Origin of the sequence: Methyloceanibacter sp., assembly GCF_050999895.1 — a bacterium.
Lineage (GTDB): Bacteria > Pseudomonadota > Alphaproteobacteria > Rhizobiales > Methyloligellaceae > Methyloceanibacter.
The window spans coordinates 70,029-94,338 of record NZ_JBPCOU010000052.1; the positions used below are offsets into that span (position 1 = coordinate 70,029).

Here is a 24,310-nt window from a genome sequence, read left to right on the forward strand (position 1 = left end):
GTTAAGCCGCCTCGAGTTCATAGTGATAATTCTCGATGATGGTGTTGGCGAGAAGCTGCTCGCACATGCGCTCGATCTCCGCCTTGGCCCGGACGGGATCGCTCTCCGTCACCTCGACCTCGATATATTTGCCCTGACGCACATTTCCAACCGCGCCAAAACCAAGCGCATGCAGTGCGCCCTCTATGGCCTTGCCTTGCGGATCGAGGACGCCTGGCTTCAGAGTGATGGTGATGCGCGCCTTCATGGCCTCAGCAGCGATGTTCTACTTCGAGCGTACGAGCACGGGGCCGCTTCGCGTGCGCGTCGGATTGTCGACATGCAGGCCGAGGCGGCGCGCGACTTCTTGATAGGCTTCGACCAGACCGCCCATATCGCGGCGAAAGCGGTCCTTATCGAGCTTGTCTTGCGTCTCGACGTCCCATAACCGCGCGCAATCGGGCGAAATCTCATCGGCGAGGATGACGCGCATCTGCTCGTTCTCCCACAGCCGGCCGAACTCGCATTTGAAATCGACGAGGCGAATGCCGACGCCGAGCAACAGCCCGGAGAGAAAGTCGTTGATGCGCAGCGACAGCGACATGATGTCGTCGAGTTCCTGCGGGCTCGCCCAACCGAACGCGGTGATGTGCTCTTCGCTCACCATGGGATCTTCGAGCTGGTCGGATTTGTAATAGAACTCCACGATGGAGCGCGGCAGCGGCGTGCCTTCCTCGAGGCCAAGCCGTGTCGCAAGCGATCCTGCGGCGACGTTTCGCACCACCACTTCGATTGGGATAATCTCCACCTCGCGGATGAGCTGCTCGCGCATGTTTAGCCGCTTGATGAAATGCGTAGGAACGCCGATGTCGCCGAGCTTCTGGAAAAAATACTCGGAGATGCGGTTGTTAAGGACGCCTTTGCCCTCGATGCGGTCGTGCTTCTTGTTGTTGAACGCGGTGGCATCGTCCTTGAAATGCTGGACGAGGGTCCCGGGCTCGGGGCCTTCATAGAGAATCTTGGCCTTGCCTTCGTAGATGCGCCGCCGCCGGTTCATGTTACGTTCCTCTCAAACGCTTGGCTTGAACATCTGACAAACGCCAAGAGCGCGGGGAGAGGCTTGCCCAGGCCGCGCGCAACTTGTTGTCGCCATCGTAGGAATCAACCAAGGGGTCTGAGGCGGACCTTAACGTAAGGGGAGAAGCGAGACAACGGCCCCGGCCCGCGGCACGGTTGCTTTGCGGCATTTGTTGATTTCTAGTGCCCCGGGCGCTATCGCTTGCGCCGGGACAGGCGACTTTTTCCAAGAATTCCGTGGTATTGGCCCGATTCCGGGCCTCGCAGGAGGTGCCAGCCAGATGACGAGCTTTGAGGATCGGAAGAGGGGTTTCGAGGGCAAATTTGCCCATGACGAGGAGCTGAAGTTCAAGGCCATGGCGCGCCGGAACAAGCTCTTGGGCCTCTGGGCTGCCGAGAAGATGGGACTAAGCGGCGATGCCGCTCAGGTCTACGCGAGAGAGGTGATTAAGGCCGATCTCGAGATGCCCGGCGAGGAGGACGTCTTCCGGAAGGTGAGGGGGGACTTCGATGCCAAGGGTATCGAACAGTCCGACCACCAGATCCGGCGCGCGATGTCCGAGATGATGGCCGAGGCCATGAATCAAATCGAAGCCGAAGGTAAGGCTTGAGCCCTGCATGGGTGAGGACCGCTTCCGCCACGCTGCCAAGGAGGGCCGCACGCTTTTGACGGGGTGGCTCACCTGCAATTCCCCGTTCCTCGTCGAGCTGATCGGGGAGGCGGGCTTCGACTGCATCACCATCGATCAGCAGCACGGCATGGGCGGCAATGAGGCGCTGCTGTCCTGCCTCACCGCCGCGCGCGCCAGCGGATTGCCGGCGATCGTGCGTGTGGCGGAAAACGACCCGGGCCTGATCGGCAGGGCGCTCGATGCGGGCGCCCAGGCCATCATGTGTCCGATGATAGAGCGGGTCGAAGACGCGGAAGCTTTCGTCAAAGCGGTGAAATATCCGCCGCGTGGCTTGCGCAGCTGGGGTCCTTACCGTGCGCGTCTCGATTACGATGGCGACTATTTCACCACCGCAAACGACTTCACCGTCGCCTGCCCGCAAATCGAAACCAGGGGCGCGCTCGACCGCCTCGACGACATTCTCGCCATGGAGGGCGTAGACATGGTCTGCCTCGGTCCCAACGATTTATCCGTGGCGCTGACCGGACGTCTCGACATTTGGGCGAGCGAGGTCAAGGACGCCATGACTCTGGTTCTGAAGAAGTGCCGCGAGCGGTCTGTAATGACTCTCATTTTCGCCAACGACATCGAGTTCGCCAAGCCGCGCCTTGAGGAGGGCTGGACCATCGTCGCGATCGGCACTGACGCCGGCTGGTTCGCCAAGGCCGCTGCCGAGGTTAGGCGCGCGGCGACCATAAGCAGGTAGGTGTCGGCACGTAGGTGTTGCTCTGGCGACATCGACGCTGTTGACCGGCTGTGCGAAGATGCGCCTTGGACCTTGAAGGATTCGCGATGCGATCATCAATAAGCCTCTGGCTCGCTTTGGCAATTCTCGCGCTCGGTGCAACGGCGGCAACGGCGCGTGATGCCGTGACAAACACGGACCTTACGCTCCGGGCGGGCCCCGGGACGAGATACGAAGTGCTGCTCACCATGCCCGCCGGCGCGGTCGTCCGGGTCAAGGGATGCAACCGCGGCTGGTGTGATATCGCCTGGAACAGCTACTCCGGCTACGCGAGCCAAAGCGGCCTGCGTCCGGGCCAAGCCGCCTATCGCCAGGCGCCCGCGGTCATCCCGGTCTTTCCGAATTACCCCTATCGCGCAGGCTATTATCCCAAGGCCGACTGGTATTTCGACCTGCCGCCTTACGCCGCGACGCTGCCGAATTTCCACCGCCGCCGATATTTCATGATGGCGCAGGAGCGCAACCGGTACCGCTATATGCCGCACGTTTTCCGCAACGTGGCGGAATAACGTTTTATTTACTGGAATGCAGCGGAAATTGCGGGATATGCGGGGATATGCGGGGATAAACGGTTACTCTGTGTCCGATGCGGCGCACGACCCCTCTTGGCATTCGGAACTTAAGTCACAAGTAGTGGTTCCGAGCGTAAGGCATGTCATGCGCTTAAGAAGCGCCGAACCAGGAGTCCCCCCATGAAACACCCCGTGAAGACAGCGGCGTTCGCCGCCGCCTTGCTGGCGACGTCGGCCGTCGCGGCATCGGCGGCGCCGGCCGTCGCCATCGTACCCCTCAACGTCCGTGCCGGTCCCACCACGAGCGCCCCCGTTGTCGGCAGTCTCGCCCCAGGGCAGACGGTTGACGTCCAGGGCTGCAACGGCGGCTGGTGCCAGGTGCAGAACGGCTACGCCTCAAGCAGCTATCTGAGCTTCGGCGGCGACGGTTACGCGGACGGCTATGCCGAAGGTTATTACGCCGATCCCGCCTATGCCTATGACGACTACGCTTACGGCTACGACGTCCCCTACGTGTACCCCTCGTACGGCTGGGGCCCGTCCTGGTATGGCGGCGGACGCGCCTATAATCGCGGCCACTACGCCCATAACGGCCGCAGAGGCGGCGACTATTGGCGTGGCGGCGGCGGCGGCCGGAACGTTTATCGCGGCGGCGGCGGCAACAAGAATGCCTATCGCGGCGGCGGTGGCGGCCGTGGTGGCATAAGCGCTAATCGCGGTGGCGGCGGTTGCGGTAACAACGGCGGCGGTGGCGGCCGCGGCGGTCGCGGCTAAAACGTTTTTTTGACCGAGGAGATGCAATCAGGCCGGGCGCGTTGCCCGGCCTTTTTGCGCCGCGCGGCGACGGCATCATGACTTGCGGCGGATGCAATGGGATTTAGACTTAGAGGCCGGCTCACACCAATTCGACGAGATGAGCATGACCCGCAACCATCCACATAACCGGGGCGCGGGAGAAGGCGCGACCGTCGCGGCCTTGCTGGCATATTGCTTTTCTTGCCGAGCCCGGCCTCCGCCGCGAGCGCGGTCGCCACGAGGCCGGCCAGCGTTCACGCCGCTCCGAGCGTGAAGTCCAAGGTCATCGGTTTGATCGGGCTCAACCAGGTGCTCGCCGCAAGGAATTGCCGAAAGGGTTGGTGCGCGGCGCGAGGCGGCTATGTTCAATCAGACTACCTTCGCTTCAGCACCCCGGCGCCGACAGGTCATACGACTACAATGTTCCCCTCGTATTGCCTCCGCACGGCTGCACGCCGGGCTTCTGGGGCTGTGGCGGGCGCCGCCACTACGATCAGTTCGGCAACTACACCAAGTTCGGACAGCCGGGTTACGCCGACGCCGACACGGGTGGTGCAACGCCTGTCGACACCAGGCCGCGCGGAATCTTCGGCGCTCGATAGGTTCGATTTCGGCTGGGTTCAGCCGCCGAAAACCCGCGCGAAGATCGTGTCGACATGCTTGGTGTGATGACCGAGATCGAACAGGGCGCGGATCTCGTCCGCGGTCAGCGCCTTGGTCACGGCCTCATCGGCGAGCAGGGCTTCGAGGAAATCCCCCTCGCGATCCCAGACCTTCATCGCGTTCTTCTGCACCAGCCGGTAGGCATCCTCGCGCGGGACGCCGGCGGCGGTCAGCGCCAGCAGCACGCGCTGTGAGTGGACGAGGCCGCCCAGCCGGTCGAGATTGGCGCGCATGCGCTCCGGGTAGACGACCAGACCCTTGACGATCTCGGTGAGGCGCGACAGCGCGAAATCGAGCGCGATGGTCGCGTCGGGCCCGATGACGCGCTCCACGGAAGAATGCGAGATGTCACGCTCATGCCAGAGCGCCACGTCTTCTAGGGCCGGGAGGGCGTAGCCGCGCACGAGGCGTGCAAGGCCGGTAATGTTCTCCGACAGCACGGGATTGCGCTTATGCGGCATCGCCGAGGAGCCCTTCTGCCCCTTGCTGAAATGCTCCTCCGCCTCCAGCACCTCTGTGCGTTGGAGATGTCTAACCTCAGTCGCGAGCCGCTCCACTGAGCCAGCCACAACCGCGAGCGTTGCGAAGTACATCGCGTGGCGGTCGCGCGGGATCACTTGCGTCGAGATCGGCTCCGGCTTCAGCTTCAGTTTCTTCGCGACATAGTCTTCCACGCGCGGATCCACATTGGCGAAGGTGCCGACGGCGCCGGAAACTGCGCAGGTCGCGACGTCCTCGCGCGCAAGCACGAGACGTGCCCGGGCGCGATCGAACTCGGCATAGGCGTAGGCGAGCTTGAGGCCGAATGTGGTGGGCTCGGCGTGGACACCGTGACTGCGTCCGACCGTCACCGTGTCCTTATGCTCGTATGCGCGCTCTTTGAGCGCCGTGAGCAACGCATCGACATCGGCGATGAGAAGGTCCGCTGCCTCGACGAGCTGTATGTTGAAGCAGTTGTCAAGCACGTCGGAGGAGGTGAGTCCCTGATGCAGGAAGCGCGCATCCGGCCCGACATGCTCGGCGACCGAGGTGAGAAACGCGATGACGTCGTGCCGGACCTCGCGCTCGATCTCGTCGATGCGCTCGATATTGAAGTTCCCGCGACGCTTGATGGCATCGGCCGAATGCTTCGGGATGAGGCCAAGCTCGGCCATGGCCTCGGCAGCCAGGGTCTCTATCTTGAGCCAGATGCGGAACTTTGCGTCCGGCTCCCAGAGGCGAGCCATTTCGGGGCGGCTGTAGCGGGGGATCATGCGGGCGGAAAGTCTCTCCCCAAAAGCAATAGGGTGGAAGAGCATGATCTAGCAGACGAGCGCGGCGCGCTCAAATGGCGGGCTCGTTCAGGCGCGCGCATCCCGCGGCCCAAACATGGCGATATAGATTGCGGCGAAGACCATAAGCGCGGCGTAGGCCGGGCGCGGCGGCACCATCATATAAAGCACGAAGGAGATGAGGTCGCTCTGCGATGCCCAGTAGAGTCCGGTAAGCGACCAGTCCTGCTGGTTCGGATAGGTGATGTGGCTGTAGACCACCCGCAGCATGCCTCCGAAGCTGCTGAACGCCACGACGAACACGAAAAGGGCGAAGAGAAACCGCACGAGGAAGCTGCGCTTGGCGGCGAAGCCCTGCACCCACCAGGCGGTCAGCGCCGCGAACGCGCCGGCAAAGCCGACGATGCGCATGGTCTGCTGCGCCTGGTCGTTGACGATCGTGTTCATGTATTCACCGACAAGCAGCGCCCACATGGAGATACCCATCACCAGAGCAAAGGCCGCGGCGAGCACGAAGCCCACCACCTTGGCGAAGGTTATTTTCTCCATTGCCGCATCCCCCAGTTCCGTGCGCGCCGTCCGCGGGGCGACTATGCAAGGGAAATGCCTGAGCCGCAACGGTTCCTGAGCGGGAGGCGCATCCGAGACCCAGCTTGCCGCGGGGGCGGGTTTATGGTCCGATTTGGCCCGACCCAAGCCCCGAGGAGGCGCCACACCATGGCATTTGAGGATCTGCAGGCGGAACTGTCCCTCCTGCTCAACCAAATGGAAAACCAGCCCGAGGACAAGCACGAGCTTTATCTGCTGATCCGCGAGAAGCTGAACGAGATGCGCGCCTTCGGCATGCCGGTGCCGGAGGACTTGGTGCGGCTGGAGCAGGAACTCGAAGCCCAATTCATCGCCGAGATCCCGCCGAAGAAGTAGGCCGCGCTCCTCCCGCTATTCGGTGATCTGGTTGTAGGTGCCTTTCGACCAGTGATAGACCGTGTAAGGCGGCAGGTTCGGATCGCCCTTGTCGTTGAAGCGGAACTTGCCGACCACGGTGTCGAACTCGTTGCCGTTGAGTGCCTTGATCACCTCCGCCACCTCGGTCGTGCCGGCCTTCTCCGCGGCCTGCTTCCACGCCTGTAGCGCAGCATAGGTGTAGAGCACGTAGCCTTCGGGCTCGATGCCCTCGTCCTTGAAGCGCTTTACCACTTCGGCTGCCGCCGGGTTCTTGCGCGGATCGGGCGAGAAGGTCATCAGCGTGCCTTCGCCCGCATCGCCGGTGATGGACCAATATTCCTGCGTGATCAGCGCATCGCCGCCCATGAGAATCGTGCTCATGCCCTGGTCGCGCATCTGGCGCACGATGAGCCCGGCCTCGGTGTGGTAGCCGCCGAGAAACAGCACATCGACATTGGCCTGTTTCAGCTTGGAGACGAGCGCCGAATAATCCTTCTCGCCGGCGGTGTAGGCCTCGTACATGACCTCCTGCTTGCCCGCCTCGTTCATGGCCTTCTTCGTCTCGTCGGCGAGGCCTTTGCCGTAGGCGGTCTTGTCCTGCACGATGGCGATATTCTTGTCGGCGAAGTTGCTCGCGAGATATTTGCCGGCGACGCCGCCTTGCTGATCGTCGCGGCCGCAGACGCGATAGATGTTCGGCCCGGCGCGATTGTCGGTGAGGGCGGGATTGGTCGAGGCCGGCGAGATCTGCACCATATTGGCGTCCTTGTAGACGCCGGACGCGGGGATCGACGAGCCGGAGCAATAGTGACCGGCGACGAGGGCGACGTTCGCGCCGACCATCTGGTTGGCGACGGCCACGGCTTGCTTCGGGTCGCAGGCGTCGTCGCCGATATCCAGGTCGAGCTTCTTGCCGAGCACGCCGCCCGCCGCGTTGATGTCCTCGACGGCCATCTCGCCGCCGTTCTTCATCTGCGCGCCAAAGGAAGCGTATTGGCCTGTGATCGGCCCGACAACCGCGACCGGCGTCGTATTGTCTTCATCCGAGCCGCCACACCCTGCCAATATGGCGGCGACGGCGACAACGACAACCAGTCCGGCACTGCGCTTCATGTTCATCTCCCTTACCCTTGCGCGCACTCTATATCATTGTGCGCTTTGATGTATCTGCCCGCACTCGCACGTGCGCCACGTCAATGGGCCGGTCCGTTCGTAAAGCCAGCGATACTGCGTCACCATCTGCGTGGTCCGCATCCAGCGGTAGCCGACCGACGCGAAGCAGAGCAACACCAGATAGGAGACGAGGTAATCATAGAGCGAGAGAAGATGCCCATCGAACAGGGCGTAATGGAAGAAGCGCACGGCGGCTGCGAGCAGCGCCATATAGAGGAAGATGCGCCAGAACGGCTTCCAGCTCCGCGCCAGGCCGCGGCCTGACATCACCGCCGCCGCGCCGCCGATGATGACGGTGAGAACGAGGAACGTGAGCGCGCCGGTATCGGAAAGCCAGCTCATGGCGTGGCTCCGAGCGGCTGACCCTTGGCCGTGCCGCCGTCGAGATAGGCGCTCCTAACCTCGTCGCTGCCGAGCAGCTCCTCGCCGCTGCCCGAGAGCGTGATCCGGCCATTGGCCATGACATAGCCGCGGTGGCAGAGCTTGAGCGAGTGATAGGCGTTCTGCTCGACGAGAAAGACGGGAAGCCCCAGACGGTTGAGCTCTTTGATCGCCTCGAAAATCTGCTTCACGATGAGCGGCGCCAAGCCGAGCGACGGTTCGTCGAGCATGAGCAGCTTCGGCTGGCCCATGAGCGCCCGGGCGATCGCGAGCATCTGCTGCTCGCCGCCGGAGAGCGTGCCGCCGCGCTGGTCGCGGCGCGCCTTCAGCACGGGGAAGAGGGTGCAGACATGCTCCAGATCCTGGTCGAAGCGATCAGGCTCGCGCGCGATGATGGCGCCCATCTGGAGATTCTCGTACACGGTCATGCGCGCGAAGATGCGCCGGCCTTCGGGCGACTGCGCGATCCCGAGCCTGGCGATGTCGTAGGCGGCAAGATCGCTGATGTCGCGGCCCTGGAACAGGATGCGCCCTGCGCGCATGCGCGGGCGCCCGAACACGGTCATCATCAACGTGGTCTTGCCGGCGCCGTTGGCCCCGATCAGCGCCACGATCTCGTTCGGCCGGACATCGACGCTGACGCCATGCAGCACCGGGATGTTGCCGTAGCGCGCGCTGACGTTGTCGATGGCGAGAATGGGCGCGCTCATGGGCGCACCTCGCGTGCGACGTCATGCAGTTCCTCGTCCTCGACGCCGAGATAGGCGGCGATGACCTTGGGATCGTTGCGCACCTCGTCCGCGCTGCCGTCGGCGATGACCCTGCCATAGTCGAGCACGACGACATGGTCGGAGATGCGCATCACCACCGCCATGTCGTGCTCGATGAGGAAGAGGCCGATGCCTTCCTGCGCGCGGATGCCGTAAAGCAGCTCGTTCAAATGCTCGGTCTCGCGCACGTTGAGGCCTGCCGCGGGCTCGTCGAGGCAGAGCAGCAACGGCCTTGTGCACATCGCGCGTGCGATTTCGAGCCGCCTTTGGTCGCCATAGGGCAGCTCGCCCGCCGGGGTGTCGGCGCGGCGCAGGAGCCCGACGCGATCGAGCCAATAGCGCGCGTGGTCCACGGCGCCGCGCTCGGCGGACGTAAAATTGCGCAAGCCCAGCAGGGCGCCGACGACGAGGCCGGGGCTCGTCAGCTGCTCGTGCTGCGCGACCATCAGATTTTCTAGCACCGTCATGCCGGGAAACAGGCGGATATTCTGGAAGGTGCGCGCCACGCGCGCTTGCGCGTTGATCTCATGGTCGTCGAGACGCTCCAAATGGAAGCGCCCGCCGTCGGGATGGGCGATGGCCATCATCCCTTCCGTCGGCTTGTAGAAGCCGGTGATGCAATTGAAGACGGTGGTCTTGCCGGCCCCGTTCGGACCGATCAGGGCGGTGATGTCGCGGCGTCCGACGGTGAAGGAGGCGTCGTCGATGGCGGTGAGGCCGCCGAAACGCATGGTGAGGTGCTCGACGTTCAGCAGCGGCGCTTCCTCCCAGGACCTCATCAGCGGCCTTCTTTGACGAGATCGACAGGGATGGCCTTGGCGTCGCCGAGCGCGATCGAGGGCGTGCGCGAGGCGACGAGGCCGCGCGGCCGCCAGACCATGATCGCGACCATGGCGATGCCGAACAGGAGCATGCGGTAAAGCGCGGGATCGAAGCCGCTGCCGAAGATGGATTCAAGCTCGCCGGTGTGACGCAGCGCCTCGAAGCCGCCGACCAGCGCGATGGCCGCGATCGCGACGCCGAGCTGGCTCCCCATGCCGCCGAGCACGACGATTGCGAGGATGATGGCGCTTTCAATGAAGGTGAAGCTTTCCGGGCTGATGAAGCCCTGCCGCGTGGCGAAGAAGGACCCGGCGAAGCCCCCGAACATGGCGCCGATTGCGAACGCGGTGAGCTTGGTGATGGTGGTGTTGATGCCGAGCGAGCGGCAGGCGATCTCGTCCTCGCGCATGGCCTCCCAGGCGCGGCCCAACGGCAAGCGCCGCAGCCGCAGCGTCACGACGTTGGTGAGAAGAGCAAGCGCGAGGATCAGGTAATAGAGGAAGATGATGCCGTGGAGCGGGTCGTAGCGGAGCCCGAAAAACTGGCTGAACGTCTCGCCGCCGGCAGCGGTGGGCGCGAAGGGCAGGCCGAAGAAACTGGGCTTGGGGATGCTGCCGATACCGTTCGGCCCGTTCGTCACCTCCGTCCAGTTGAGGAGCACGATGCGCACGATCTCGCCGAAGGCGAGCGTGACGATGGCGAGATAGTCGCCGCGCAAGCGCAGCACCGGAAAGCCGAGAATGATGCCCCAGAGTGCCGCGAGCGCGCCCGCGATCGGCAGGCAGATCCAGAAGGAAAGGCCGGAGGTCGTGGCCAGCAGCGCGAAGGTGTAGGCGCCGACGGCGTAGAAGGCGACGTAGCCGAGATCGAGGAGGCCTGCGAGCCCGACCACGATGTTCAAGCCCCAGCCGAGCATGATGTAGGTGAGGACGAGAATGGAGAGATCGAGGATGTAGCGGAGCGGCAGGCCGAGATGGAACGTCTTCTCGATCGCGTAGGCGCAGAGCGGGAAGAGGATGGCGAACGCGACGCCGGCGAGGGTGAAGTAGCGTGCGTAAGGCAGGTCCGGAAAGACTTGCACGACGGTGCGGCGCACGAGGCCCGTGGCCTGGAAGGCGAGCACCCCGGTCGCGAGCAGCTCGAAGGCCGGCGACGCGAAAAGGAGGATGAGGAGAGCGGCGAGCGCGATCACGCCGAGGGTGACGATGTCGCGCCGCTCGAAGGGCTCGCGGGTGAAGAGCTTCGCGAAGGGCCGGCTGAGCGGGTAGGGGGCATCCCAGACGAAGAGCGCGAGCAGGAAATAGCCGAAGAACACGATGCCGACCGCGACGGCCAGCAGTCCGGGCCGCGGCAGCAGCCCAAGGCCCGTGACCTTGTCAACGGTGCGCAGCCCGAGCGTCAGGCAGAACAGCGCGAACGCGACATAGGCGGCGATGATGGAATCGGTCAGCGCGAGTTGGAGCCGATGGCGGAAGGGTTTGGCGGGCTCCTGCAAGGGGCTAGACCTTCTCTACCTCGGGCCGGCCGAGTAGGCCGGAGGGGAAAAAGATAAGCACGACGGCGAGCATCGCAAACGCCGCCACGTCCTTGTATTCGATGGTGAAGTAGGCGGACCAGAAGGTCTCGATCAGGCCGATGATGAGGCCGCCGAGCATGGCGCCGGGCAGCGAGCCGATGCCGCCGAACACCGCCGCGGTAAAGGCCTTAATGCCCGCGACGAAGCCGATATAGAAATCGATCACCCCGTAGTAGAGGAGGTAGAGCAACCCCGCGACGGCGGCGAGTGCGGCGCCGAGCACGAAGGTGAGCGAGATGGTGCGGTCGACATTGACGCCGGAAAGCGACGCCATGAGCCGATCCTGCTCGCAGGCGCGCTGCGCACGCCCGAGCGCGGTGCGCGAGATGATGAGCCAGAAGATCATCATCAGCACCAGCGTCGTCACCACGATGAGGATCTGGATGTTGGAGACGATCACCGAGAAACCCTGCTCGGTGAAGAGCACATAGCCACCGGTGACGATCGGCTGCAGCGGCTTCACGCGCGCGCCTTGCGCCACCTGGATGAAATTCTGCAGCACGATTGACATGCCTATCGCCGTGATCAGCGGCGCGAGGCGAAACGATTCGCGCAAAGGGCGGTAGGCGATGCGCTCCACCGTCCACCCCCAGACCCCGGCGAGGAGCATGGCGATCAGGAGGACGAGGAGCAGCGCCAAGGGGATCATGGTGATCCCGATAGAGATCAGCGCGAGAAAGGCGATGAGCGCGATGAAGGCGCCGACCATGAAGATATCGCCATGGGCGAAATTGATCATGCCGACAATGCCGTAGACCATCGTGTAGCCGATGGCGATCAGGCCGTAGATCGAGCCGAGCGCGATGCCGTTGATCAGCTGCTGTACGAAATAAGCCATGCTTGGCGCTTGCCCCGTCCCCCCGAACGCGCCCAGGGTGGCCGCCTCCCCAAGCCCGTCCTTCTTAGCAAGAAGGGCTCACGGCGTACAACGCCGCCCAAGACCCGAGCATGCCCAAAACTAGAGCAGCATATGCGAGCCGTCGCAGTAGGGAGGGTCGCCCGTGTCCTTGCAGCCGCAAAGCAGGGCCATCTCGGTCCGCTCGGCGGTGAACATGAGGGGTTCTATGCCCGTGCCGGCATGGGCGCCGTCGCAGAAAGGCTGCTTTTGCGAGCGTCCGCAGCGGCACCAGGCATAGCGTTTGCCAGCCTCTAGCCCGACTTGGTAGGGGCTGAGCTGTGGCCGCTCCGGGTCAGACATTGGCCGGTCCCTGAATTTGCGGCTTGTGCTGGCCGCTATCCAGCCTGCTTACCCAATTCGGCATGGCGACACAAGGCGAGCGCGGCGTTAAGCCCACGCGGCCGCCAAAGCCGAATCGATGCCCGAGCAAGGGACCGGGCGTCGGTGAGGCCGACGTCGCTTGGTAAACCGGTACCGCCTCCGCTAGGGTCGTCGAGGTTCGGTCGGATCAAGACGCCGACCTGACTGCGAACCCCCGATTGACGAAAGCGCGATGAAGGCAATCGCGGGGGCTATCAAGATGCGCATCCAAAGAAACATGCCGATGTTCATGTGCATAGCGAGCGGCGGCTGGTACGGCCGCGGACGCTGGCGGCGATACCGATCGAGTACGCTTCAGCCGAAGCGGGCTCGCGCTAGACGATCCACCCCATCTCGCGGGCCTTCATATTTGCGGCCTCCCACGCGAGAGCCCTGAATTCCGAGATGCTGAGTCTCGCCTCCGGATCGTCGATTCCATAATCGGAACACACGAGCCACGGCGCATCCCCCTTCCGGTAGGCAATCCTCAGGCAGCTTCCCCGCAAGGCGATCTTGATGTCGCTGCCCTGCACCTCGACTTTTAGCGTTGGCTCCACCGCTCGGTCTCCTCCTGGCTTGCAAGGGCGAAGTCTACCCTGTCACGGCGTCGGTCCGGCATAGGAACCTCACTCTATCCACACTTCTCACAGAGGCCGCTGGGTGACCGCTAGGTCGCGTCGTGGAAGATGATGCCGAGCGTATGGCGGCGGCCGCTCCTCACCTCGCTCACGCCGTGGCGCATGTTGACGCGATAGACACCGCGCGACCCTTCGACCGGGCGGTGATGCACGGCGAAAATCACAGCATCGCCCTGGCGGAGCGGCACGACGGCTGCGCGCGACTGCATGCGCGGTCGTTGTTCGGTCAGCACGAACTCGCCGCCGCTGAAGTCCTCGCCAGGCTCCGACAGCAGGATCGCCATTTGCAGCGGGAAGGCGTGCTCGCCGTAAAGATCTTGGTGCAGGCAATTATACTCACCCGCTTCGTAGCGCAGCAGGAGCGGCGTGGGTCGGATCTGGCCGGCTTCGTGGCAGCGTTTCAGGAAATCGGAATGTTGCGCCGGATAATGCGTCGTGATGCCCATCGCCTCGTTCCAGCGGTTCGCGACGGGCGCGAGATGCGGGTAGGAGGCGGTCCGAAGCTTCCAGACGATATCGGGCAGGGGATAGGCCAAATATTTGTACTCGCCGCGGCCAAAGCCATGCCGCGCCATGACGATGGTGCTGCGGAAGCGATGGTCGTCGTCATAGAGGGCGGAAATCGATTGCGCCTCCTCCTTGGTGAGAACGCAGTCGGCGGTCGCGTAACCCCTTGCGTCCAGCTCCGGGTGAAGGCCCTCCCAGGGGAGGTCCGCCACACGCCGCTCGATGGAGTCCTCCATCAAGGAAAAGAGTGGCTCGGTGGCGCTCACGATTTCGCCTCGCGCTCAAGAAGCCTGCGCTTCCGTTCCACGCCCCAGCGATAACCGGAGAGCGATCCGTCGCTCCGCACCACGCGGTGACAGGGGACAACGACCGCGAGGCGGTTCGACGCGCACGCTCCGGCGACGGCGCGTACGGCTTGCGGGGCACCGATCATCGCCGCGATCTCCCTGTAGCTCGCGGTCGTTCCAGGCTTAATGCGCCGGAGCGCATCCCAGACGCGATGCTGGAAGGCGGTGCCGCGAATATCGAGTGGCAGATCGAGATTGCCGCCAGGTGATTCGACGAAGCCGATCACCGTTGCCGCGATCCTCTCGAAGGAGGCATCGCCACCGCGTAAGCGGGCGCGAGGGAATTGTAATTCCAAGTCACGTGCCAACGCCCCGGGATCTTCGCCCAATAGAATAGCGCACACGCCATTATCGCTTGCCGCCACCAGGATGAACCCGAGCGAGCATTCGCCGACAGCGAAACGAATTTCCACATCCGCGCCGCCGGCGCGAAAGGCGCTGGGCGTCATGCCAAGCGCTTGCAAGGAGACGGCGTAGAAGCTGCCGTTGGAGTTGAAGCCGGCATCGTAAATGGCCTCCGTCACGCTCGCGCTTTCGACAAGCCGCGCGCGGATGCGCTTGTTGCGCACGGCAATCGCATAGGCCCTCGGCGTGACCCCGACGATCGCCTTGAACATTCGATGGAAATGGTAGGGGCTCATGGCCACGTGCTGCGCGAGCGCCTCGAGCGTCGTCTCTTGGTCCGCCGTTTCGATCAGGCGGCAGGCTTTCGCGATCTTGTCCGCATGATCCTCAGACAGTGACGCCCGGTCCGGGCGGCAGCGCTTGCAGGCCCTGAAGCCCGCGCGCTCGGCGTCTTCGGCGGTGGCATGAAAGCGGACGTTTTTTCGCAGCGGGCGCCTGGAGGTGCAGGACGGCTTGCAATAAACCCCCGTCGTCGCGACCGAAAAATAGAACTGCCCGTCAAAGGCTGCGTTTCGGGCAATGACGGCAGCCCAGCGGGCGTCATCGTCCGTTGACCGTAGGGCCAAGCTTGAAGTGTGGGTGCTCAAAGTCATGGTGGCGATCCATTCTAGCGTAAAATTGCCGTGTTGGACCCGAAGTTAAGTTGTTCGTACCCCGCCACGCACTTCGATCCTTGCTTTCATATTCGATGTGGAGTGGCGTTAATCGAGCCTCCAACTCTTGGCGCTAAGGTCCGGCATCCCGGGGGGTTCGTGGCATTTGCCCGGGTACGCGCGGGGGGAAGATCGGGCAATTGGGGGCTTGAGTCGGTGGGCCATCAGGACCATAGAGGGCGGAAATCGACGCCGGTCTCTCTTATATCGGTGTTGAGGATCGCGGGCGGGGGCCGGGGCGTGTTTGGAGACCCTCATGGCTAAGCTCATTTTCACCCTGATCTCCCTTGCCGCCCTGTTTGCGCTCGCCATGAACCGCGCGCCGCTCTGGGCCTGGGCGGGTGCGATCGCGCTTTTCACGTTCGCACTCCAGATCGGCCTCGGCCACGGTCATTTGCATGCGCCCGCTTTCAATCTCGGCGCCGTGCTGGGCTGGCTTGCGGCTGGCCTTCTGTTCGCGCTGACCTTCAAAGACCTCAAACGCAAATATGTAACGCTCCCGGCGTATCGCGCTCTCAAAGGTGCCATGCCGACGATCTCCGAGACCGAGCGCGAGGCGCTGCAGGCCGGCACCGTGGGGTGGGATGCCGAGCTCTTTTCCGGCACGCCGGACTGGTCGCGGCTGAGGCAGGTGCCGCCGATCACACTGACGGCTGAGGAGCGCGCCTTTCTCGACGGCCCCACCGAGGAGCTATGCCGGCGCTTGAAGGACTGGCGCATCCGCCATGAGCTGCACGACATTCCCGACGAGATCTGGAGCTTCGTTTGTGAGCAGGGCTTCCTCGGCATGCTTATCTCCAAGCAGCATGGCGGCCTCGGCTTCTCCGCGCAGGCGCAGTCGCTCATCCTCGGCAAGATCTCCTCGCGCAGCGCCGACGGCGTCACCATCGTCATGGTGCCGAACTCGCTCGGACCCGGCGAGCTGATCGAGAAATACGGCACCGAGGCGCAGAAGGCGCATTATTTGCCGCGTCTTGCCCGCGGCGAGGAGATTCCGTGCTTTGCCCTCACGGGACCGGCGTCCGGCTCCGACGCCGCCTCGATGCGCGATATCGGCACCGTCACCAAGCAATGGCATGACGGACGCGAGACGCTCGGGCTGAGTCTCACCTGGGACAAGCGCTACATCACGCTCGCCCCCAAGGCGACGCTGCTCGGCCTCGCCTTCCGCCTCTTCGATCCTGACAATCATCTCGGCCGTGGCGAGGATGTCGGCATCACCTTGGCACTCATCCCGACGGACCAGCCAGGCGTGGAGATCGGACGCCGGCATCTTCCCGCGGGCGCCGCCTTTCCCAACGGGCCGACACGCGGCCGCGATGTCTTCGTGCCGATCGACGCCATCATCGGCGGCGCCGAGCGCGCGGGCCAAGGCTGGCGCATGCTGATGAGCTGCCTTGCCGCCGGCCGCTCCATTTCGCTGCCCGCTACGGCGGCCGCGGGCGCGAAGTCGATGCTGCGCACGACAAGCGCCTATGCGCGGATCCGCAAGCAGTTCAACCTGCCGATCGGCTTCATGGAGGGCGTGGAAGAGCCTTTAGCGCGCATGGTGGAGAGCGCCTACGGCCTCGAAGCGGCGCGCGCGGTGACGGCGTCGATGGTGTCGCGCGGCGAGAAGCCGGCGGTGATTTCCGCGCTGCTGAAATATGTCTCTACCGAGCGCATGCGCCAGAGCGTGAACGACGCGCTCGACATCCATGGCGGCAAGGGCATCTGCGATGGGCCGTCGAACTACATCCAGGGCGCCTACCAGATGGTGCCGGTCGGCATCACGGTGGAGGGCGCCAACATCCTCACCCGCACCCTCATCACCTTCGCGCAAGGGGCGCTGCGCAGCCACCCATATCTCTTCACCGAGATCGAGGCGCTGAAGGACAAGGACCGCGAGCGCGGGCTGAATAATTTCGAACGCGCCTTCGAAGACCACGTTGCGTTCTCCGTCTCCAACATCTTCGGATCGCTGTTCCACAATGCCACCCTGGGCGCCTTCGCTTCCGCGCCGCGCAATGTGGAGCGGACGCGAGGGTGGTGGCGGCAGCTCGGCCGCGCCTCACGTTCTTTCGCCCTTGTCGCCGACGTCACCGTGGCGACGCTCGGCGGCGGCCTGAAGGTGAAGCAGAAGATCACCGGCCGCATGGCCGACGCGCTTGCCGAGCTCTATCTCCTATCGTCGGTGCTCAAGCGCTATGAGGATGACGGTGCGCCGCGCGACGATCTGAAGCTCGTCGACTATTGCGCCGAGAACTGCCTCTACCGCTTCGACCAGGCCCTGCTCGGCGTGCTCGACAATTTCCCGATGCGCTGGGTCGGGTGGCTCATGCGGCCGCTCGTCTTTCCGCTCGGCGTCTGGCGGCGGCCGGCGAGCGACCTGGCCGGCAAGGCGATCGTGCGCGCCGCACTCGAGCCCGGCGCCTTCCGCGACCGTCTCACGCGGGACATTTTTATTTCGAATGATCCGAACGATCGCGTCGGCCTACTGGAGCACACGCTCCTCAAGGTCGTTGCGCACGAGGAGGCCGACCGCAAGCTCGAGCGCGCAATCCGTAAGGGCGAGATCGGGCGCTATCACAACAACGACTGGATCGCCGAAGCGGAGCAGAAGAGCGTGCTGACAAGCGAAGAAGCGCGCAATCTCGCCGAGCTGCGCGATCTCGTGGCACGCGTGATCGGTGTCGACGATTTTGCCGCCGAGGAGATCGGGTCCGAGCGCGAGACGAACGTTGTGCCGGCGCGGCGTGCGGACCAGTCAGACCATATCGCTGCGGAATAGGGGAACATGGCGGCCACACTTTCATATCTTCAGGACTGGCGTTTCTCCATCGATTTCGAGGGCATTGCCTGGGCGGTGTTCGACCGCAAGGGCGAGACCATGAACTCGCTTGGGCGCAGGCCTACCGAAGAGCTCGGCGACATTGTCAAGGCCATCGAGAACGCCGCCATCCGGGGCGAGGTCAAAGGCCTCGTGCTTATGAGCGCGAAGGAATCGAGCTTCGTCGCCGGCGCCGACATCCACGAATTCGAAAGCTTCAACACCGAGGACAAGGTCAAGGAGGTCGTCGGCCAGACGCTTGAACTGTTCGACCGCATCGACCGGCTCCCGGTCACGGTCGTCGCCGCCATCCACGGCTATTGTCTGGGCGGCGGGCTGGAGCTCGCTCTAGCGTGCGACTACCGCATCGCCGATCGCGAGGAGGGGACGCGGCTCGGCTTCCCCGAAGTGAAGCTCGGCATGTTTCCCGGCCTCAACGGTACGGTGCGCTCCATCGCCGCCGCCGGCCCCCTCGACGCCATGACGGCCATGCTGACGGGCCGCATGCTGCGCCCCACCTCCGCGCGCGCCATGGGCCTCATCGACCAGATCGTGCCGACGCGCCATGCGCTGCGCTGGGCCGCGCGCAAGGCGGTACTCCAGAAGCGCCGCTCCAAGGGTGCGCCGTGGTGGAAGAAAATGATGCTGAAAGAGCCGGTGCGGGGGCTACTGGCCAAGCAGATGCGCGGCAAAACGGCCGCGAAGGTGCGCGAGGACCATTACCCCGCGCCTTTCAAGCTGATCGAGCTGTTCGAACGCTACGGCGACGATCCGGACGCGATGCGCAAGGCCGAGACCGAGATATTCGCGCCGCTGATGGCGGGCGAGACCGCGCGCAATCTCCGCCGCGTGTTCCAGCTCTCCGAGATGCTGAAGGACGAGGCTCCCAAGCACAGCTTCAAGCCGCTGCGCGTCCATGTCATCGGCGCCGGCACCATGGGAGGCGACATCGCCGCCTGGTGCGTGGTCTGCGGCATGCAGGCGAGCCTTCAGGATCTCGACGAGACCCAGCTCAAAAAGGCGCTCGGCCGCGCCAAAGGACTGTTCGGCAAGCAATTGCGCGGCAAGCTCGCCGTCGATGCCGCCATTGCCCGCCTGATCCCCGATCCCGACGGCAAGCACATCAAGCACGCCGACGTAGTCATCGAGGCGATCGTTGAGAAGCTTGACATAAAGCAGGCCCTGTTCCGCGATCTGGAGACCAAGATCAAGCCCGGCGCCGTCCTCGCCACCAACACCTCCTCGCTACGGCTGGAGGACATTGCCGCAGCGCTCACAGATCCCGGGCGCCTGGTGGGCCTACATTTCTTCAATCCCGTGCCGCAGCTCCCGCTGGTCGAGATCGTGCGCGGCGAGACGACGCGCGTGGACGAGGTGCGCAAGGCGGCCGCCTTCGTCACCGCCATCAAGAAGCTGCCGCTCGTGGTCAAGAGCTGCCCCGGCTTCCTGGTCAATCGCGCGCTCGCGCCCTACATGATGGACGCCGTGCGCCGCTTGGACGAGGGCACGCCGCGCGATAAGATCGATCAGGCCGCGCTCGCCTTCGGCATGCCGATGGGGCCGCTCGAGCTCATGGATATGGTCGGCCTCGACATCGCCAACGCCGTCGGCGAGAAGCTTGGCGGTGGCTCGGGAACCGACAATCCGCTGTTGCGCCTCGTCGCGGAAGGCAAGTTCGGCAAGAAGACCGGCGAGGGCTTTTATGTCTGGGAAAAGGGCAAGCCGAAGCGCGAGACCGCAGAACAATACGATCCGGCCGAACTCGACCGCCTCGGGCGCGAGCTCATCAAGCCCATGCTCGACGAGTGCGAGCGCGCGCTTGCCGACGGCATCGTCGCCAACGCCGACCATGTCGATGCGGGCGTGATCTTCGGAACGGGCTTCGCGCCGTTCCGCGGCGGTCCGTTGCACTACCGGCGCAACCAAGAAAACGCTGCGGCCTCGACCGCGGCAGTAGCCTAGAACCAAGCGGGGACTGAGACATCATGGCCGAGATGCGGCGCGTTGCGGTGCTTGGCGGGGTCAGGATCCCGTTTTGTCGTTCCCACACGGCCTATGCCGAGCTCTCCAATCTCGACATGCTGATGGCCGCCCTGAGTGGCCTCGTCGAGCGCTTCTCGCTGCATGGTGTTCATATCGGCGAGGTCGTCGGCGGCGCCGTCGTGACCCATGCCAAAGACTGGAACCTCGCGCGCGAGGCTGTGATCGGCAGTGCGCTGAGCCCGACCACGCCCGCCATCACCATGATGCAGGCCTGCGGCACGAGCCTCCAGGGCGCGCTCGGCCTCGCCGCCAAGATCGCGACCGGCCAGATTGAGAGCGGCATCGCCATGGGCTCCGATACGACGAGCGATGCGCCCGTGGTGTTCAAGCGCAGCTTCGCGCAAAGGCTGGTGAAGCTTTCGCGGGCGCGCAGCCTGGGCGAGCGGGTCTCTGCCTTCAAGGGATTTGCCCCCGCCGAACTCGCGCCGCTGCCGCCAAGCACAAGCGAGCCGCGCACCGGCCTCAGCATGGGCGAGCACTGCGAGTTGATGGCAAAGGAATGGGGTATCACCCGCGAGGAGCAGGACCTTCTCGCCTACGAGAGCCACAAGAAGGCCGCGGCCGCCTACGACGAGGGCTTCATGGACGACCTCGTGGTGCCCTGTGCCGGGGTCTTCCGCGACAATAATATCCGCGAAGATATCTCTATGGAGAAGCTCGCCCAGTTGAAGCCGGTTTTCGACCGCTCGGGCCTCGGCACGATCACGGCGGGAAACTCGACCCCCCTTACGGACGGTGCGGCCACGGTCCTGCTCGCCTCGGAAGAGTGGGCGGCAAAGCGCGGGATTCCCGTTTTGGCTTTTCTGACAATTGGCCGCACTTCTGCCGTGGATTTCGTGCAAGGAGAGGGTCTGCTGATGGCGCCGACCGTCGCGGTGAGCGATTTGCTCAAGGAAACCGGCCTTGGCCTACAGGATTTCGATTATTACGAGATTCACGAAGCCTTCGCGGCGCAAGTTTTGGCGACGCTGAACGCTTGGGAATCTGAGGAATATTGCCGGCGGCGACTGGGGCGAGAGGGGGCCTTAGGGTCCATCGACCGGACGAAGTTGAACGTAAAGGGGTCTTCAATAGCTTTCGGTCATCCTTTCGCTGCGACCGGCGCGCGAATCACCGGCGTCCTGTCGAAGCTCTTGCATAAGGGCGGAGGCCGGGGTTTGATATCGGTCTGCACGGCTGGCGGCATGGGTGTCGCGGCCATCCTGGAAGGGGCGGGGCCATAAAGTGGTGGCCCAGCCGAAAACAGGACTTAGATCAAGGACCCGTTCGTTAGATCGGGTAAGCGAAAGAATAAGGGCGCAAGAATGCAGCCCAACGGGGACAGGGGCGTACGAAATCTGCCGGGGTGTCGCGGACACCAGCGGCTCGACCCTTGACGGAGGTGCTTATGAAGCATCATGCGAATATTGCGGCGGCGTCCCTCCTTGCGGCGGTCCTGCTCGCTCCCTTCAGTTCCACTCAGGCCGCTGCGGCCGATCCCACGGGCATTTGGATGAAGCCCGATGCGGAGCGCCCGGCGCGTATTGAGGTGCGCAAATGCGGCAAGAGCCAACTCTGTGCCAAGATCATTTGGCTTGAGAACGCGAAAGACAGCAAGGGCAAGCCCCTGCGCGACATTCGCAACTCCGACCCCGGTCAGCGCGGTCGCGCGATCCTCGGCCTGCCGCTCTTTAGCGGCTTCACGCCCTCCGGCCCCAATGCCTGGGCCGGACAAATCTATAATCCCGAAGACGGCAACACTTATTCCGCAACGCTGACCCTCGTGTCGCAAAAGCAAATCGTGCTCAAAGGCTGCAAGGCCTTTGGCCTTCTCTGCGGCCAGAAGATTTGGGTCCGCTCCGAGATCCCGGGCAAGCCCGAAGAGCCGGTCGTGACACCGACGGAGCAGATCGAGGCGAAGGCGGAACCCCAGGCACCCGCACCTGCCGCGCCGGCGCCTGCTGCGCCGAGCAAGGAACTCGCCAGTGCCCCCGTGCCAGAGGTCGACACGCTTCGCACCGAGGTTTCAGTGCCGCAGGCCGAGATTCTGACCCCGGCGGTACCCGCGGCCTATCACGATGCCCCCCAGGGAAACGGCTTTGTCACGACGACGGCCACTCCTGAAACCGCGCCGCCCTTCTCCAGCGAAAGCCCTTCCAGCATGTTCGCGATGACGAAGGGACTGGTGGCGGAGGCCCCGGCGACCGAAACCGTTCGTCCCGCGGCGCCGACCCCGCAGCCCGCGCGCGTGCAGACGGCCTCGACCAGCCCGGCGCCTGAGACGCAGCCTAAGCCGAAATCGACCACACCGAAGCCAGTGACGGCGTCCGCGGCCGGCACGGCACCGATGTCGGCGACGACCTCGAAATCTCAGCCTGTACCGGTCGAAACAGCTGCAGACGGCACGGCGCAGCCGACGCAGTCCGCGCAGATGGAAGAGGCGGAGGAGCCCATCACCACGGCAGCGCCGCTCACGCGTCGGGAGAGGCGCCTGATGCGCCGGATGCGTGGCGAAGATCTGCCCTGGCTGCGCTAAGATCGCGCGAGACGACCTGCCTCACCTAGGCTGAGCTGCTTCGGTTCTCTGTCCGCAACTCTTTCTTCGAGAGCTTACCCACCATTGTCTTGGGCAGCTCGTCGCGGAATTCGATCTCCGCCGGGATCTCCAGCTTCGACAGCTTGCCGCGCAAGAAGTGCAGCAGGTCGGCGGCGGAGGCGTCGGCGCCATCCTTCAGCTTGACGAAGGCCTTCGGCGCTTCCCCGCGATAGGCGTCGGGAATGCCGACAACCGTCACCTCTTCCACCGCCCCGTGCTCGTAAAGGGCATCTTCGATCCGCCGCGGGTAAACCTTGAAGCCCGAGGCGTTGATCATGTCCTTGATACGGTCGACGATGAAGATAAACCCGGCTTCGTCCATGTAGCCCACGTCTCCGCTGCGGAAATAGCGGCCGACAAAGGCGGAGCGCGTGTCGTCCGGCTTGTTCCAGTAGCCGGCCATGACTTGCGGACCCGCGATGCAGATCTCGCCGGGCTCTCCAGTCGGCATCTCGACGGTTGGGTCCTCGAGTGAGCGGATGCTCATATCGGTGCCCGGGAGCGGCAGGCCGATGGAGCCCTCTTTGCCGCTCGCGTCGAGTGGGTTGCAGGTGGCGACAGGAGAGGTCTCGCTCAAGCCGTAGCCTTCGACCAGGGCGCAGCTACAGATCGCCTCGAAGCCGCGCTTCACCTCGACGGGGAGAGCGGCCCCGCCCGAAATGCAGAACTCGAGCGAGCTCAGGTCGAAATTTCGGATATGCGGATGCCGGATCATGGCATTGAAGAGAGTGGGTACCCCGGGCATCATCGTTGGCCGCAACTTGCCGATCAGCTTGAGCGTCGCGATCAGGTCGAATTTCGGCACGAGAATCATCTCCATCCCCTGGCTGATGCCGAAATTCATCACCGTCGTCATGGCAAAGACGTGGAACAGCGGCAGGACGCCGAGCACGCGGTCGCTGTCCGACAGCCGGTTTCGCCACGCCATCACTTGCCTGACATTGATGGAGAGATTGGCGTGGCTGAGCATGGCGCCTTTGGGCGTGCCCGTTGTACCGCCGGTATATTGCAGCACGGCGGTGGCGTCAGGCGTCAATGCCGGTCGCGCGTAGCGTCCGTCATTGGCCAGAAGATCGGTTGAGATGAGGATTTTGCTCTTTTGCGGCGAGGCATTCAGCTGTGCGAGCTTGGGCGAGCGGAGGAGCTTCATCCCCACCGATTTGAGCTTCGGAAGCATGGCCGCGAACCGGGACACGATCGCGCACTCGAGCACGCCTTGTGCGAGCAGCGGCTCCACCCTCTCGAACAGAAGGGCGAGATCGAGCGTCACCATGATCTTGGTGCCGCTGTCGCGCGCCTGAAAGGCGATCTCCTCGACGCTGTAGAGGGGATTGAAATTGACGACCGTGCCGCCTGCCTTCAGCACGCCGAAATACAAGATGACGAAGGTCGGCGTATTGGGAAGCAGAAGCCCGACTTTCACCCCTTCGCGCACGCCGAGCGCTTGCAGGCCTTTCGCCGCCCGGTCCGACAAGTCGCCGAGTTCGGCGAAGCTGTAGCGGCGGCCCATGAAATAAACGCAGGCGCGCCGTCCATAAGCAGCGACCGCTTCGTCTAGCATGTCGCCAAGCAACTTGGGCTCGAACGGGGCATGCCAGTCGACCGCGCGCGGATAGGCTTTCAGCCACGGCCGGGCTGCGCTGAGGGATTCGGTCGCCGCCTTCGAGGGCGCGGAGGCGGGGTCGCTCGCCATGC

General features: G+C 64.1%; 25 protein-coding genes. 10 read left to right on the forward strand and 15 right to left on the reverse strand.

Annotation, left to right across the window (positions count from 1 at the left end; genetic code table 11):
- Position 1: 1 nt before the first annotated feature.
- Entirely contained in the window at positions 2–247 is a 246-nt protein-coding gene (gene purS, locus ACR2J1_RS05540) for a phosphoribosylformylglycinamidine synthase subunit PurS (RefSeq protein ID WP_434018339.1), read from the reverse strand.
- A gap of 18 nt (positions 248–265) precedes the next feature.
- Positions 266–1,036 carry a phosphoribosylaminoimidazolesuccinocarboxamide synthase gene (gene purC, locus ACR2J1_RS05545; RefSeq protein ID WP_434018340.1) on the reverse strand — a complete coding sequence of 257 codons (771 nt, stop codon included), beginning with the start codon at positions 1,034–1,036 and terminating at the stop codon, positions 266–268.
- A 301-nt stretch (positions 1,037–1,337) separates the two neighbouring features.
- On the opposite strand from purC, the gene ACR2J1_RS05550 reads away from it, so the two are divergent.
- From ACR2J1_RS05550 to ACR2J1_RS05570, 5 genes are all read left to right on the forward strand, one after another.
- Positions 1,338–1,667 (forward strand): DUF1476 domain-containing protein, encoded by a 330-nt coding sequence (locus tag ACR2J1_RS05550; protein ID WP_434018341.1) that lies wholly within the window; start codon positions 1,338–1,340, stop codon positions 1,665–1,667.
- 7 nt (positions 1,668–1,674) lie between these two features.
- The gene (locus tag ACR2J1_RS05555) at positions 1,675–2,433 is read left to right on the forward strand and encodes an HpcH/HpaI aldolase family protein (protein WP_434018342.1); all 759 of its coding nucleotides are present in this window, start codon (positions 1,675–1,677) and stop codon (positions 2,431–2,433) included.
- A gap of 86 nt (positions 2,434–2,519) precedes the next feature.
- Entirely contained in the window at positions 2,520–2,981 is a 462-nt protein-coding gene (locus tag ACR2J1_RS05560) for an SH3 domain-containing protein (RefSeq protein ID WP_434018343.1), read from the forward strand.
- A gap of 183 nt (positions 2,982–3,164) precedes the next feature.
- Positions 3,165–3,758 carry an SH3 domain-containing protein gene (locus tag ACR2J1_RS05565; RefSeq protein WP_434018344.1) on the forward strand — a complete coding sequence of 198 codons (594 nt, stop codon included), beginning with the start codon at positions 3,165–3,167 and terminating at the stop codon, positions 3,756–3,758.
- A 347-nt stretch (positions 3,759–4,105) separates the two neighbouring features.
- A complete protein-coding gene (locus tag ACR2J1_RS05570; RefSeq protein ID WP_434018345.1) occupies positions 4,106–4,381 on the forward strand; it encodes a hypothetical protein in 276 nt (91 codons plus the stop codon).
- A gap of 18 nt (positions 4,382–4,399) precedes the next feature.
- Here ACR2J1_RS05570 and purB read toward each other — a convergent pair whose 3' ends face one another.
- Positions 4,400–5,695 (reverse strand): adenylosuccinate lyase, encoded by a 1,296-nt coding sequence (gene purB / locus ACR2J1_RS05575; RefSeq protein WP_434018346.1) that lies wholly within the window; start codon positions 5,693–5,695, stop codon positions 4,400–4,402.
- Between the two features lie 87 nt (positions 5,696–5,782).
- Positions 5,783–6,262 (reverse strand): hypothetical protein, encoded by a 480-nt coding sequence (locus tag ACR2J1_RS05580; protein ID WP_434018347.1) that lies wholly within the window; start codon positions 6,260–6,262, stop codon positions 5,783–5,785.
- 168 nt (positions 6,263–6,430) lie between these two features.
- On the opposite strand from ACR2J1_RS05580, the gene ACR2J1_RS05585 reads away from it, so the two are divergent.
- A complete protein-coding gene (locus tag ACR2J1_RS05585) occupies positions 6,431–6,637 on the forward strand; it encodes a hypothetical protein (protein WP_434018348.1) in 207 nt (68 codons plus the stop codon).
- A 15-nt stretch (positions 6,638–6,652) separates the two neighbouring features.
- Here ACR2J1_RS05585 and ACR2J1_RS05590 read toward each other — a convergent pair whose 3' ends face one another.
- From ACR2J1_RS05590 to ada, 10 genes are all read right to left on the reverse strand, one after another.
- Positions 6,653–7,771, reverse strand: coding sequence for a branched-chain amino acid ABC transporter substrate-binding protein (locus ACR2J1_RS05590; RefSeq protein ID WP_434018364.1), 1,119 nt, complete (start codon positions 7,769–7,771; stop codon positions 6,653–6,655).
- Between the two features lie 33 nt (positions 7,772–7,804).
- Complete coding sequence (locus ACR2J1_RS05595; protein ID WP_434018349.1) at positions 7,805–8,173, reverse strand: DUF6867 family protein; 369 nt, start codon at positions 8,171–8,173, stop codon at positions 7,805–7,807.
- Positions 8,170–8,922, reverse strand: a complete 753-nt coding sequence (locus ACR2J1_RS05600; RefSeq protein ID WP_434018350.1) for an ABC transporter ATP-binding protein — start codon at positions 8,920–8,922, stop codon at positions 8,170–8,172. The genes ACR2J1_RS05595 and ACR2J1_RS05600 overlap by 4 nt, the downstream gene beginning before the upstream one ends.
- Positions 8,919–9,761 (reverse strand): ABC transporter ATP-binding protein, encoded by an 843-nt coding sequence (locus ACR2J1_RS05605; RefSeq protein WP_434018351.1) that lies wholly within the window; start codon positions 9,759–9,761, stop codon positions 8,919–8,921. Before ACR2J1_RS05605 ends, ACR2J1_RS05600 begins: the two co-directional genes overlap by 4 nt.
- A complete protein-coding gene (gene livM / locus ACR2J1_RS05610) occupies positions 9,761–11,299 on the reverse strand; it encodes a high-affinity branched-chain amino acid ABC transporter permease LivM (RefSeq protein WP_434018352.1) in 1,539 nt (512 codons plus the stop codon). The genes ACR2J1_RS05605 and livM overlap by 1 nt, the downstream gene beginning before the upstream one ends.
- Positions 11,300–11,303: 4 nt before the next feature.
- Positions 11,304–12,218 (reverse strand): ABC transporter permease subunit, encoded by a 915-nt coding sequence (locus ACR2J1_RS05615; RefSeq protein ID WP_434018353.1) that lies wholly within the window; start codon positions 12,216–12,218, stop codon positions 11,304–11,306.
- A 120-nt stretch (positions 12,219–12,338) separates the two neighbouring features.
- A complete protein-coding gene (locus ACR2J1_RS05620; protein WP_434018354.1) occupies positions 12,339–12,578 on the reverse strand; it encodes a CDGSH iron-sulfur domain-containing protein in 240 nt (79 codons plus the stop codon).
- Between the two features lie 395 nt (positions 12,579–12,973).
- Positions 12,974–13,195: a hypothetical protein gene (locus ACR2J1_RS05625; RefSeq protein WP_434018355.1), complete on the reverse strand. Its 222-nt coding sequence runs from the start codon at positions 13,193–13,195 to the stop codon at positions 12,974–12,976.
- 110 nt (positions 13,196–13,305) lie between these two features.
- Positions 13,306–14,019 carry a 2OG-Fe(II) oxygenase gene (locus ACR2J1_RS05630; RefSeq protein WP_434018365.1) on the reverse strand — a complete coding sequence of 238 codons (714 nt, stop codon included), beginning with the start codon at positions 14,017–14,019 and terminating at the stop codon, positions 13,306–13,308.
- Positions 14,020–14,045: 26 nt separating this feature from the next.
- On the reverse strand, positions 14,046–15,128 hold the full coding sequence (gene ada / locus ACR2J1_RS05635) for a bifunctional DNA-binding transcriptional regulator/O6-methylguanine-DNA methyltransferase Ada (RefSeq protein ID WP_434018356.1): 1,083 nt from the start codon (positions 15,126–15,128) through the stop codon (positions 14,046–14,048).
- 316 nt (positions 15,129–15,444) lie between these two features.
- Here ada and ACR2J1_RS05640 point away from each other — a divergent pair, with 316 nt between their 5' ends.
- The 4 genes from ACR2J1_RS05640 (at position 15,445) to ACR2J1_RS05655 (ending at position 22,555) form a co-directional block, all read left to right on the forward strand.
- Positions 15,445–17,958: an acyl-CoA dehydrogenase gene (locus ACR2J1_RS05640; RefSeq protein ID WP_434018357.1), complete on the forward strand. Its 2,514-nt coding sequence runs from the start codon at positions 15,445–15,447 to the stop codon at positions 17,956–17,958.
- A 6-nt stretch (positions 17,959–17,964) separates the two neighbouring features.
- A complete protein-coding gene (locus ACR2J1_RS05645; protein ID WP_434018358.1) occupies positions 17,965–19,959 on the forward strand; it encodes a 3-hydroxyacyl-CoA dehydrogenase NAD-binding domain-containing protein in 1,995 nt (664 codons plus the stop codon).
- Positions 19,960–19,982: 23 nt separating this feature from the next.
- Positions 19,983–21,263, forward strand: coding sequence for an acetyl-CoA C-acetyltransferase (locus ACR2J1_RS05650; protein ID WP_434018359.1), 1,281 nt, complete (start codon positions 19,983–19,985; stop codon positions 21,261–21,263).
- Positions 21,264–21,427: 164 nt separating this feature from the next.
- On the forward strand, positions 21,428–22,555 hold the full coding sequence (locus ACR2J1_RS05655) for a DUF2147 domain-containing protein (protein ID WP_434018360.1): 1,128 nt from the start codon (positions 21,428–21,430) through the stop codon (positions 22,553–22,555).
- A gap of 25 nt (positions 22,556–22,580) precedes the next feature.
- On the opposite strand, the gene ACR2J1_RS05660 is transcribed toward ACR2J1_RS05655, so the two are convergent.
- The coding region (locus ACR2J1_RS05660) for a long-chain-fatty-acid--CoA ligase (protein WP_434018361.1) at positions 22,581–24,310 on the reverse strand (1,730 nt) is incomplete at its 5' end.